Raw genomic sequence first — 12,281 nt, 5'->3', positions numbered from 1 at the left:
CAGGCCTGCCGCGATCGCGGCGCCGATCAGCGGGCCGACGACCGGGATCCAGGCGTAGCCCCAGTCGGAGCCGCCCTTGTTGGGCAGGGGGAGCAGCGCGTGCACGATGCGCGGGCCGAGGTCGCGCGCCGGGTTGATGGCGTATCCGGTGGGACCGCCCAGCGAGAGACCGATGCCGACCACGACGAGCGCGGTGATCAGCGCGCCGAGGGTGCCGAGACCGTTGCCGTTGTCGTTGAGGCCCTGGGTGAGGACCGCGAGGACGAGCACGAAGGTGCCGATGATCTCCGTCGCGAGGTTCATCGCCACGTTGCGGATCTCGGGGCCGGTGGAGAAGACGCCGAGGACCGGGCCGGCCTGGGCCTCCCTCGCCTCGACGGCCTTGGTGGACTGGGTGCCCGGGCCGCCGACGATCTCGCGGTCCGTGAGGTGGGCGTGGAACTGGCCGTAATAGGCCACCCAGGCGAGGGCGGCGCCGATCATGGCGCCGAGCAGCTGTCCCGCGAAGTAGGTGGGGACGTTGCTCCAGTCGTTGTCCTTGATCGCGATACCGAGCGTGACGGCCGGGTTCAGGTGGGCGCCGGACAGGGGCGCCGAGATGTAGACCGCCGTGAGCACCGCGAAACCCCACCCGAAGGTGATGGCGAGCCAGCCGGCGTTACGGGCCTTGGAGGCCTTGAGCACGACGGCGGCGACAACGCCGGCGCCGAGCAGGATGAGTATGGCGGTACCGATGGTCTCGCCGATGAAGATGTCGGAGCTGGACACCCGCGACTCCTTTGTCCTTCGTCCAGGGGAAGCCGAACCCCGTGTCCCTACGGAGGTTCCGCGCCCTCGGGGGTGAGAGCGATGCCGGCCCTTGGCGTTGTCACACTCTAGCGCGTATTGCCGGTAGGTGTTCGACAATGCCGACCGATGGACGGGAGTCTTGTCGGGCGGTCGCGCATGCGTCAAGGGTTCCGTTATCGAAAACCCGATCGTTATTGATCGCTGTCGCTTATCGATCTCCGATGCCGCACTGGGCAGGGGCGTGCCCGATTTGTCCGCCCCGTTCGGTCTCAGGGTACGGCGATCACCGGAACGCCGTCCGGCGTCCCGGTGAACTGTGCTGTCACCGGCCCGAGGGGCGCCCGCGCCCCGGCCGGGCGCTCAGAAGCGGCCCGCGCCCAGATCCCGCGACACCGCGCGGGCGCAGTCCCGCACCGCGGCGATCAGCTCCGGGCGCAGTTCGCCGTCCCGGCACAGCCGTTCCACCGCGCCGGTGATGCCGACCGCGCCGACCGGCATCCGGCGCCGGTCGTGGATCGGTGCGGCGACCGAGGCCACGCCCTCCCAGGTCTCCTCCACGTCGGCCGCGTAGCCACGCGCGCGTGTGACGTCGAGGATCTGCTCGAAGGGCGCCAGGTCGCAGACGGTGCGGTCGGTGAAGGCCTTGCGGTCGGCCTCGACGGCCTCGCTGTGGGCGACCGGGTCGTACGCCGACAGGACCTTGCCGAGCGCCGTGGAGTGCAGCGGCTGCATGGCGCCGATCTCCAGCACCTGCCGGCTGTCGTCCGGGCGGAAGACGTGGTGGACGATGAGCACGCCCTGCTGGTGCAGCACGCCCAGGTAGACGCTCTCGCCGCTGGAGCGGGCCAGGTCGTCCGTCCAGACCAGGGCGCGGGCCCGCAGCTCGTGCACGTCCAGGTAGGTGGTGCCCAGGCGCAGCAGCTCCGCGCCCAGCTGGTAGCGGCCGGAGGCCTCGTCCTGCTCCACGAAGCCCTCCTGCTGGAGGGTGCGCAGGATGCCGTGCGCGGTGCCCTTGGCGAGCCCCAGGGCCGAGGCGATGTCGGACAGGCCCAGCCGCCGCTCGCCGCCCGCGAGCAGTCGCAGCATCGCGGCCGCCCGCTCGAGCGACTGGATGTTCCGTGCCATCGCCGTCCTGCCTCCGTCCCCTTCGACCGTCGAGCTGCGACGTCGCTGCCGCTGTTCGGCAATGTCGAACACTACCGGTCGATGCCGACCTCCCGCTAATGGTCGGTCGTCGACTGAATGCCCCGCGTCCACCACAGTGGCCGAAACCCGGCGGTCCGGTCATCCGGCCGCCCGCCCGGTCCGTCTCGCTCGTCCGCCTCGTGGACGCCCCTGACCATAGGCCCCCGCCGCCGGTTACCCTGACGGCGTGCGCCCGCCCCGGGACGGCCCTCCGCCGTGCCCGGAGGTGACGCAAAGCCGACAGCCGTCGCATCTCAGGGAGCCCTTACATGGCCTCGTTGCCGCCGACCCCTACCGCCGACAGCCGGACCCGTGCGTCCGCGCTCCGAGAGGCGCTCGCCACCCGTGTGGTGGTGGCCGACGGAGCCATGGGCACCATGCTCCAGGCCCAGGAACCCACCCTCGAGGACTTCCAGAACCTCGAGGGGTGCAACGAGGTCCTGAACGTCACCCGGCCCGACATCGTCCGCTCCGTCCACGACGCCTACTTCGCGGTCGGCGTGGACTGCGTGGAGACCAACACCTTCGGCGCCAACCTCACGGCCGCGGCGGAGTACGACATCGCCGAGCGGGTCCTCGAACTGTCCGAGGCCGGTGCCCGTATCGCCCGCGAGTCCGCCGACGCGCACACCGCCCGCGACGGCCGGCAGCGCTGGGTGCTCGGCTCCATGGGCCCCGGCACCAAGCTGCCCACCCTCGGCCACACCACCTTCCGCGCGATCCGCGACGCCTACCAGCAGAACGCCGAGGGCCTGCTCGCCGGCGGCGCCGACGCGCTGATCGTCGAGACCACCCAGGACCTGCTGCAGACCAAGGCCTCGGTGATCGCCGCCCGGCGCGCCATGGCGGTCGCCGGATACGACGTCCCGCTGATCGTCTCGGTGACGGTGGAGACCACCGGCACCATGCTGCTCGGCTCCGAGATCGGCGCCGCGCTGACCGCGCTGGAGCCGCTGGGCATCGACATGATCGGCCTGAACTGCGCGACCGGCCCCGCCGAGATGAGCGAGCACCTGCGCCACCTCTCCCGGCACGCCCGCGTCCCGCTGTCCTGCATGCCGAACGCCGGCCTGCCCGAGCTGACCAGGGACGGCGCGTACTACCCGCTCACCGCCCCCGAGCTGGCGGACGCCCAGGAGACCTTCGTCCGCGACTACGGCCTCTCCCTGGTCGGCGGCTGCTGCGGCACGACGCCGGAGCACCTGCGCCAGGTGGCCGAGCGCGTCCACGGCCTGCGGCCGGTCGAGCGCGACCCGCGCCCCGAGCCGGGCGCCGCCTCGCTGTACCAGTCGGTGCCGTTCCGCCAGGACACCGCCTACCTGGCGATCGGCGAGCGCACCAACGCCAACGGCTCGAAGAAGTTCCGCGAGGCCATGCTGGCCGGCCGCTGGGACGACTGCGTGGAGATGGCCCGGGAGCAGATCCGCGAGGGCGCGCACATGCTCGACCTGTGCGTGGACTACGTCGGCCGGGACGGCGTCGCCGACATGGAGGAGCTGGCCGGCCGGTTCGCCACCGCCTCCACCCTGCCGATCGTGCTGGACTCCACCGAGGTCGAGGTGATCCGGGCGGGCCTGGAGAAGCTGGGCGGCCGCGCGGTGATCAACTCGGTGAACTACGAGGACGGCGACGGCCCCGAGTCCCGCTTCGCCAAGGTCACCCGGCTGGCGCAGGAGCACGGCGCCGCGCTGATCGCCCTCACCATCGACGAGGAGGGCCAGGCCCGTACGCCGGAGAAGAAGGTCGAGATCGCCGAACGGCTGATCGCCGACCTGACCGGCAACTGGGGCATCCGCGAGGAGGACATCCTCATCGACACCCTGACCTTCACCATCTGCACCGGTCAGGAGGAGTCCCGCAAGGACGGCATCGCCACCATCGAGGCGATCCGCGAGCTCAAGCGCCGCCACCCGGACGTGCAGACCACCCTCGGTCTGTCGAACATCTCCTTCGGCCTGAACCCGGCCGCCCGCATCCTGCTGAACTCCGTCTTCCTCGACGAGTGCGTCAAGGCCGGCCTGGACTCCGCGATCGTGCACGCGTCGAAGATCCTGCCGATCGCCCGCTTCGACGAGGAGCAGGTGCGCACCGCGCTGGACCTGATCTACGACCGCCGCGCCGAGGGCTACGACCCGCTGCAGAAGCTCATGCAGCTCTTCGAGGGGGCCACCGCCAAGTCCCTCAAGGCCGGCAAGGCCGAGGAACTGGCCGCGCTGCCGCTGGACGAGCGTCTCAAGCGCCGCATCATCGACGGCGAGCGCAACGGCCTGGAGAAGGACCTCGACGAGGCCCTGGAGAGCCGCCCGGCGCTGGAGATCGTCAACGAGACGCTGCTGGACGGCATGAAGGTGGTCGGCGAGCTGTTCGGCTCCGGCCAGATGCAGCTGCCGTTCGTGCTCCAGTCCGCGGAGGTCATGAAGACCGCCGTGGCCTACCTGGAGCCGTACATGGAGAAGACCGACGAGGACGGCAAGGGCACCATCGTGCTCGCCACCGTGCGCGGCGACGTCCACGACATCGGCAAGAACCTCGTCGACATCATCCTCTCCAACAACGGCTACAACGTCGTCAACCTCGGCATCAAGCAGCCGGTCTCCGCGATCCTGGACGCCGCCGCCGAGCACAGGGCCGACGTGATCGGCATGTCCGGGCTGCTGGTCAAGTCCACAGTGATCATGAAGGAGAACCTGGAGGAGCTGAACGCCCGCGGCCTGGCCGCCAGCTACCCCGTCATCCTCGGCGGCGCGGCCCTCACCCGGGCCTACGTCGAACAGGACCTGCACGAGATCTACGAGGGCGAGGTCCGCTACGCCCGTGACGCCTTCGAGGGCCTGCGCCTGATGGACGCGCTCATCGGCGTCAAGCGGGGCGTGCCCGGCGCCAAGCTGCCCGAGCTGAAGCAGCGCCGGGTGCGCGCGGCGACCGTGCAGGCCGAGGAGCGCCCGGAGGAGGGCCACGTCCGCTCCGACGTCGCCACCGACAACCCCGTCCCGACCCCGCCCTTCTGGGGCACCCGCGTCGTCAAGGGCATCCAGCTCAAGGAGTACGCGAGCTGGCTCGACGAGGGCGCCCTGTTCAAGGGCCAGTGGGGCCTGAAGCAGGCCCGCACCGGCGCCGGTCCGACGTACGAGGAGCTGGTCGAGACCGAGGGCAGGCCGCGGCTGCGCGGTCTGCTGGACAAGCTCCAGGCGGAGAACCTGCTGGAGGCGGCCGTCGTCTACGGCTACTTCCCGTGCGTGTCCAAGGACGACGACCTGATCATCCTCGACGACGCGGGCAACGAGCGCACCCGGTTCACCTTCCCGCGTCAGCGCCGCGGCCGCCGGCTGTGCCTGGCCGACTTCTTCCGCCCGGAGGAGTCGGGCGAGCGGGACGTGGTCGGCCTCCAGGTGGTCACCGTCGGCTCCCGGATCGGCGAGGAGACGGCGAAGCTCTTCGCCTCCGACGCCTACCGCGACTACCTCGAACTGCACGGCCTGTCCGTGCAGCTGGCCGAGGCGCTGGCCGAGTACTGGCACGCCCGGGTCCGCTCCGAGCTGGGCTTCGCCGGGGAGGACCCGGCCGACATCGAGGACATGTTCGCCCTGAAGTACCGCGGTGCCCGCTTCTCCCTCGGCTACGGCGCCTGCCCCGACCTGGAGGACCGCGCCAAGATCGCGGATCTGCTCCAGCCGGAGCGCATCGGCGTGCACCTCTCGGAGGAGTTCCAGCTGCACCCCGAGCAGTCGACGGACGCCATCGTCATCCACCACCCCGAGGCCAAGTACTTCAACGCGCGCTGACGCCCCGCGGGACGGTGGTCGTCACCGCTGTCCCGCAGTCCGTCGATCAGACGAGACGGATCGTCCGCGTACGTCGTACACTGGTCGGTCCACCGCAGGCCGGTTCCCCGCACGGGAACCGGCCTGATCGTCCCTCAAGGAGGTACGCCGGATGACGACCACCGTCCCCGCGCTCGGCACCCGCACGGCCGAAGGCTCCGCCCTCCAGGCCGTGCTCCTCGACATGGACGGGACCCTGGTGGACACCGAGGGCTTCTGGTGGGACGTCGAGGTCGAGGTCTTCGCCGCCCTCGGACACACCCTCGACGACTCCTGGCGCCATGTCGTGGTCGGCGGCCCCATGAGCCGCAGCGCGGGGTTCCTCATCGAGGCCACGGGGGCCGACATCACCCTCGCCGAACTCAGCGTCCTGCTCAACCAGGGGTTCGAGGACCGGATCGACCGGTCGCTCCCGGTGATGCCCGGGGCCACCCGGCTGCTGGCCGAGCTGGCCGCGCACGAGATCCCCACGGCCCTGGTGTCCGCCTCCCACCGGCGCATCATCGACCGGGTGCTCACCTCGCTGGGCCCCCAGCACTTCGCCCTGACCGTGGCAGGTGACGAGGTGCCGCGCACCAAGCCGCACCCCGACCCGTATCTGCTGGCCGCCGCCGGACTGGGCGCGGATCCGGCCAGATGCGCGGTCGTCGAGGACACGGCGACCGGGGTCGCCGCGGCGGAGGCCGCCGGCTGCCGGGTGGTCGTGGTGCCGTCCGTCGCGCCCATCGCCCCCGCCGCCCGGCGGACCGTGGTGTCCACGCTGGAAGAGGTTGACCTCGCTTTTCTGCGCGGGCTGATGACGGAAATGCGCTAGCTCTTCACCCACTGTGCCGCCCCGATTGGCCTGGAATTCATCGAACGCGTCCGTGGGGCAATTCGAACCCGTTCGGGTGGCCGAATTCAGGCGCCGCAACCCCCCGTCGGTCGTGTGACGTTCACCACGCCGACGAGGCCGGGTGGGCCGTCCATCGTGGGATCGTTGCCCGCTTCCTGCGGGTTGGGCCGTGTCCTTGTGTCCCGATTGATGGAACGCTGGCACGAATCCTTCCGCTGTCGGGTTTTCGGTGCGTCCACGCCCGGTTTCGCTGCGTGATGGCCGTTCAACTCCGGCGCCCGCGAACCCCGCTGCGGGCGCGCACTAATCTCGTCGCGAGAACATCACCCCCTGAACCCGTGTTCCGCGGCGCCACCCCTGCATGCCGGATACACGGACTCGACAGCTCTGGAGAAACTCGAGCATGAACCGCAAGACTTTGGTGCTGCCGGCCGTGGTCGGTCTGCTCGCGCCCGCGCTCGCCGCCTGCGGCGGGTCCGACAGCGGGAGCGGCGGCGGCGACGCGATCGCCGTCGGCACCACGGACCGGTTCATCGCCTCCGAGGACGCCCCGGCCCCCCTCGACCCGGCCTACGCCTACGACGTCGGCACCTGGAACGTGCTGCGCCAGACCGTGCAGACGCTGATGATCCAGCCGCGCGGCGAGGGTGAGCCCGTCCCCGAGGCCGCCGAGAGCTGCGGCTTCACCGACACCGGCAACGAGCGCTACTCCTGCCGGCTGCGCGACGACCTGACCTTCGCGAACGGCGACCCGGTCACCGCGGCCGACGTGAAGTACTCCATCGACCGCGCCCGCTCCCTCAAGGCCGACAGCGGTGTCTTCGCCCTGCTGTCCACCATCGACACCGTCGAGACGCAGGGCGACCGCGAGGTCATCTTCCACCTCAGGACCGCGGACGCCACCTTCCCCTACAAGCTGTCCACCCCGGTCGCCGGCATCGTCAACCCCGACGACTACCCCAAGGACAAGCTGCGCGACGGCTTCGCCGTGGACGGCTCCGGCCCGTACACCCTCGAGGCCGAGGAGAAGAACGGCGAGCTGGTCAAGGCCGTGTTCACCAAGAACCCCAGCTACAAGGGCGCCTTGACGGTGAACAACGACAAGGTCGAACTGGTCTCCTACACGGACGCCGACGCCATGGGTGAGGCCCTCGACAAGGGCGACATCGACCTGATGAGCCGCACCATGACGCCGCAGCAGATCCAGCGGCTGGGCACCGACGCCCCCGAGGGCGTCGACCTCGTCGACATGCCCGGCCTGGAGATCCGCTACCTGGCCTTCAACACCGACGCCCCCGCCGTGCGCAGCAAGGCCGTTCGCCAGGCGATGGCCCAGATCGTCAACCGCGGCGAGCTCGTCTCCAAGGTCTACGGCTCCCAGGCCGAGCCGCTGTACTCGCTGGTCCCGGCCACCGTCACGGGCCACTCCAACTCGTTCTTCAACGAGTACGGCGACCCCAGCGTGGCCAAGGCCCGCGCCATCCTCGCCAAGGCCGACATCACCACCCCGGTCAAGCTGACGCTGCACTACACGACCGACCACTACGGCTCGGCCACCAAGCAGGAGTTCGAGCTGCTGAAGAAGCAGCTCGACGACAGCGGCCTGTTCGACGTCGACATCCAGGGCACCCCCTGGTCGACCTTCCGCCCCGCCGGGCAGAAGGGCTCGTACGAGGTCTACGGCATGGGCTGGTTCCCGGACTTCCCCGACGCCGACAACTTCCTCGCGCCCTTCCTCGACAAGGACAACTTCCTCGGCTCGCCGTACGCCAACAGCCAGGTCCGCAACAGCCTGATCCCGCAGTCCCGTCGCGAGGCGGACCGGATCGGCGCCGCGGACAGCCTGACTCGGATCCAGGACATCGTCGCCGAGGACGTCCCCGTGCTGCCCCTGTGGCAGGGCAAGCAGTACGTGGCCGCGCGGGACGACATCACCGGTGCCGCGTACGCGCTGAACTCCTCCTCCACCCTCCAGCTGTGGGAGCTCGGCCGCGGTGTGAGCGGCTGACACCTCCTCACCCGTGCCCGGGTGCCGGACGGACCCCGGGACTTCGAGAACGACGTAAGGCACACGCACGTGAACATGCGCAAGCAGTGGCCCGTCCTGCCCCTCGTGGCGGGACTGGCCTCCGGCCTGCTGACCGGATGCGGTACGGAGAACGGTGACACGGGGGAGGGCGGCTCCTCCATCGTCATGGGAATGTCCGACGACGTCCTGGCGACGGACCCCGCCTCCGGTTACGACCCCGGATCCTGGCTGTTGTTCAACAACGTCTTCCAGTCCCTGCTCAGCTTCCCCAAGGGCGGCACCGAGCCGGAGCCCGAGGCCGCGCAGCAGTGCTCCTTCACGGACACCGCGACCAAGGTGTACGAGTGCACGCTCAGGGACGGGCTGAAGTTCAGCAACGGTGACCCGCTCACCTCGAAGGACGTGAAGTTCTCCTTCGACCGCATGCTGAAGATCAGCGACCCGGACGGTCCGGCGATCATGTTCCCCATGCTCGACTCGGTCGAGACGCTGGACGACAAGACCGTCGTCTTCAAGCTGAAGGTCCCCGACGCCACCTTCCCCAGCAAGATCGCCTCCGGTGCGGGCTCCATCGTCAACCACCGCGAGTACGACGGCACCAAGCTCCGCGAGGACGGCCAGGCGGTCGGCTCCGGCCCCTACAAGCTCGACTCCTTCGACGAGGACCGGGCCGTCTTCTCGGTCAACGAGCACTACCAGGGCAACGCCGAGCCCGCCAACTCCGGCGTCACCATCAAGTTCTTCCACGGCGACCGCACCGCGCTGAAGCAGGCCCTGCTCGACAGCGAGATCGACATCGCCTACCGAGGCCTGAGCGCCGGTGACATCGCCGACATCGAGAAGGCCGACTCCGACGCCGGCGTCGAGATCATCGAGGGCACCAGCGCCGAGGTCCAGCACCTGGTCTTCAACATGGACGACCCGGTCGCCGGGAAGCTCTCGGTGCGCAAGGCCATCGCCCACCTGATCGACCGGGACGCCCTCATCGAGGACGTCTACCAGGGCACCGCCACGCCGCTCTACTCGATCATCCCGGCCGGTATCGGCGGCCACAACACGGCCTTCTTCGACACCTACGGTGCCAGCCCCTCCAAGGCCAAGGCCGCCGCGGCCCTGAGCGCCGACGACATCACCGGCAAGGTGAAGCTGACCCTCTGGTCCACGCCGTCCCGCTACGGCCCCGCCACCGACCAGGAGTTGCAGGCCATCGCCGGCCAGCTCAACGCCAGCGGCCTGTTCGAGGCCAGGGTCAAGTCGGTCCCCTTCGACCAGTACGAGAAGGACATCGAGGCCGGCAAGTACGGCGTCTACGTCAAGGGCTGGGTGCCCGACTACCCCGACGCCGACAACTTCACCGCGCCGTTCTTCGGCAAGGGCAACGTGCTCGGCAACAACTACGCCAACGACACCATCACCGGCACGCTGATCCCGCGCACGGCCGCCCAGTCCGACCGCGCGGCCACCGACAAGGACTACGGCGTGCTGCAGGACATCGTCGCCGACGAACTGCCCGTCCTGCCCGTCTGGCAGGCCAAGCAGTACGCGGTCGTCCGCGACGGCGTGTACGGCCTGGAGTACTGCCTGGACGCCTCGACGGTGTTCCGGTTCTGGGAGCTCAGCAAGAGCTGAGCCGGGCGTGACCGTGCGAAGGGCGGCCCTTCCTCCTCCGGGAGGAGGGGCCGCCCCTCGTCGTGCCCGCTTTCGTACGGCCTACTGGGCGCCGGGCCGCACCAGCCCGCTCTCGTACGCGTACACCGCGGCCTGCACCCGGTCGCGCAGCCCCAGCTTGGTCAGGACGTGCCCGACGTGCGTCTTCACGGTCGTCTCGCTGACGAACAGGTCCGCGGCGATCTCGGCGTTCGACAGGCCGCGCGCCACCAGCTTCAGCACCTCCACCTCGCGGTCGGTGAGGGTGTTCAGCGCGTCCGGCACGGGCTCGTCCCCGGACGGCAGATGCGTGGCGTACTTGTCCAGCAGCCGGCGGGTGATGCTCGGCGCGAGCATGGCCTCACCGGCGGCCACCACCCGGATCGCCTGGACCAGTTCATGGGCGGGCGCGTCCTTCAGCAGGAAGCCGCTGGCCCCGGCCCGCAGGGCCTCCACCACGTACTCGTCCAGGTCGAAGGTGGTCAGCACCAGCACCTTGGCCGGTCCGTCCCGCCCCGGGCCGGTGATCTGCCGGGTGGCCTCCACACCGTCCATCCGCGGCATGCGGATGTCCATCAGGACCACATCGGGCTGCAGGGCCCGCACCTGGTCGAGGGCCTGGAGGCCGTCCCCGGCCTCGCCGACGACCGCGATGTCCTGCTCGGCCTCCAGGATCATCCGGAAGCCCGTACGCAGCAGCGGCTGGTCGTCGACCAGTAGGACACGGATGGCCACGTAAGTCTCCTTCGCTAGTCCGGCCCCATTCTGCCCTGCTCGGAACCGGCCACGGGGAGCGGGTACGGCGGGGGAGTGCCGCCGAACTCCGGGCAGTGCGCCTGGTGGTCGCACCACCCGCACAGCTTGGTGGGGCGCGGGCGCCAGTCACCGGTCTCGGTGGCCAGCCGGATCGCGTCCCACAGCGCGAGCAGCTTGCGCTCCACCCGCTCCAGGTCCGCCACGACCGGGTCGTACGTCAGCACGTCACCGCTGCCGAGATAGACCAGCTGGAGACGGCGCGGGACGATCCCCTTCAGCCGCCAGACCACCAGGGCGTAGAACTTCATCTGGAACAGCGCGCCCTCGGCGTACTCCGGCCGGGGCGCCTTGCCCGTCTTGTAGTCGACGATCCGCACCTCGCCGGTGGGCGCCACGTCGACCCGGTCGATGATCCCGCGCAGCCGCAGGCCCGACTCCAGCTCCGCCTCGACGAACAGCTCCCGCTCGGCCGGCTCCAGCCGGCTCGGGTCCTCCAGCGTGAACCAGCGCTCCACCAGCCGCTCCGCCTCGCCGAGCCAGCGGGCCAGCCGCTCGCCCTCCGGGTCGTCGGCGAACAGCTCCGCCAGCTCCGGCCGGGCCTCCCGCAGCCGGTCCCACTGACCGGGGATCAGCGACTTGGCGCGCGGCGCGGTGCGCTCCCCGGCGGGCGCGTCGAACAGCCGCTCCAGCACCGCGTGCACCAGCGTGCCCCTGGTCGCCGCCTCGCTGGGCTTCTCGGGCAGCCGGTCGATCACCCGGAACCGGTACAGCAGCGGGCACTGCATGAAGTCACCGGCCCGCGAGGGCGAGAGGGAGGCCGGCGCCATGGCGCGCGGCGCGGGGATCTCCGCGGCGGCCGCCGTCGCCGAGGCCGTGCCGGTCCCGGCCTCCGCCGTACCGTCGCTGTGGGCCTCCGGCATGCCCTCGGTGCTCGTCTCCATGCCCACAGACCTTACGGCCCGCCACTGACAGTGACCCGGTCGCGGTCGTGTTCACCCTCCGGCGACCGGGGAAACAGAGGGGTGCCGAGGCGGAACGCGTCCCGGCGGACGCATACCATCGACCCGAGACCTTCCGCCCGGCAGGTGCGGGACACGCTTCGAACGAGGGGACATCGTGGACGAGAGCGGCGGGAGCGGGCAGCCGCGGTCGGGCAACGACAACTCGACCGATCACGCGTCACCGGCCCTCCACCCCACCCTGTCCCTTATACACATTT

8 protein-coding genes are annotated in these 12,281 nt (G+C 70.4%); 4 read left to right on the top strand and 4 right to left on the bottom strand.

What is annotated here, in order from left to right:
* Together CCN42_RS18400 and CCN42_RS18395 are read right to left on the bottom strand one after the other, a co-directional pair.
* Nucleotides 1-768, bottom strand: a 768-nt coding sequence (locus CCN42_RS18400) for an MIP/aquaporin family protein (RefSeq protein ID WP_086737086.1), incomplete at its 3' end; no start/stop codon positions are given.
* Between the two features lie 381 nt (nt 769-1,149).
* Nucleotides 1,150-1,914 carry an IclR family transcriptional regulator gene (locus CCN42_RS18395; protein WP_086737084.1) on the bottom strand — a complete coding sequence of 255 codons (765 nt, stop codon included), beginning with the start codon at nt 1,912-1,914 and terminating at the stop codon, nt 1,150-1,152.
* A 329-nt stretch (nt 1,915-2,243) separates the two neighbouring features.
* Between CCN42_RS18395 and metH the strand changes: the two genes are divergently transcribed.
* The 4 genes from metH to CCN42_RS18370 all read left to right on the top strand — a co-directional run bounded on the left by metH (nt 2,244) and on the right by CCN42_RS18370 (nt 10,288).
* Nucleotides 2,244-5,756 carry a methionine synthase gene (metH, locus tag CCN42_RS18390; RefSeq protein WP_086737082.1) on the top strand — a complete coding sequence of 1,171 codons (3,513 nt, stop codon included), beginning with the start codon at nt 2,244-2,246 and terminating at the stop codon, nt 5,754-5,756.
* A 151-nt stretch (nt 5,757-5,907) separates the two neighbouring features.
* A complete protein-coding gene (locus tag CCN42_RS18385; protein WP_086737080.1) occupies nt 5,908-6,609 on the top strand; it encodes an HAD family hydrolase in 702 nt (233 codons plus the stop codon).
* Nucleotides 6,610-7,033: 424 nt separating this feature from the next.
* A complete protein-coding gene (locus CCN42_RS18375; RefSeq protein WP_086737078.1) occupies nt 7,034-8,638 on the top strand; it encodes an ABC transporter substrate-binding protein in 1,605 nt (534 codons plus the stop codon).
* Between the two features lie 69 nt (nt 8,639-8,707).
* A complete protein-coding gene (locus tag CCN42_RS18370) occupies nt 8,708-10,288 on the top strand; it encodes an ABC transporter substrate-binding protein (protein ID WP_086737090.1) in 1,581 nt (526 codons plus the stop codon).
* Between the two features lie 81 nt (nt 10,289-10,369).
* Here the strand turns inward: CCN42_RS18370 and CCN42_RS18365 are convergent, their stop codons facing one another.
* Both CCN42_RS18365 and CCN42_RS18360 read right to left on the bottom strand, forming a co-directional pair.
* Nucleotides 10,370-11,041 carry a response regulator gene (locus tag CCN42_RS18365; protein WP_043499238.1) on the bottom strand — a complete coding sequence of 224 codons (672 nt, stop codon included), beginning with the start codon at nt 11,039-11,041 and terminating at the stop codon, nt 10,370-10,372.
* Nucleotides 11,042-11,055: 14 nt separating this feature from the next.
* The gene (locus CCN42_RS18360) at nt 11,056-12,003 is read right to left on the bottom strand and encodes a RecB family exonuclease (RefSeq protein ID WP_107427611.1); all 948 of its coding nucleotides are present in this window, start codon (nt 12,001-12,003) and stop codon (nt 11,056-11,058) included.
* Nucleotides 12,004-12,281: the final 278 nt, after the last annotated feature.

The organism is Streptomyces glaucescens (genome assembly GCF_002154375.1).
GTDB lineage: Bacteria > Actinomycetota > Actinomycetes > Streptomycetales > Streptomycetaceae > Streptomyces > Streptomyces glaucescens.
Note: the sequence above shows the minus strand (reverse complement) of the source record. Positions and strands in the feature narration are given on the sequence as shown.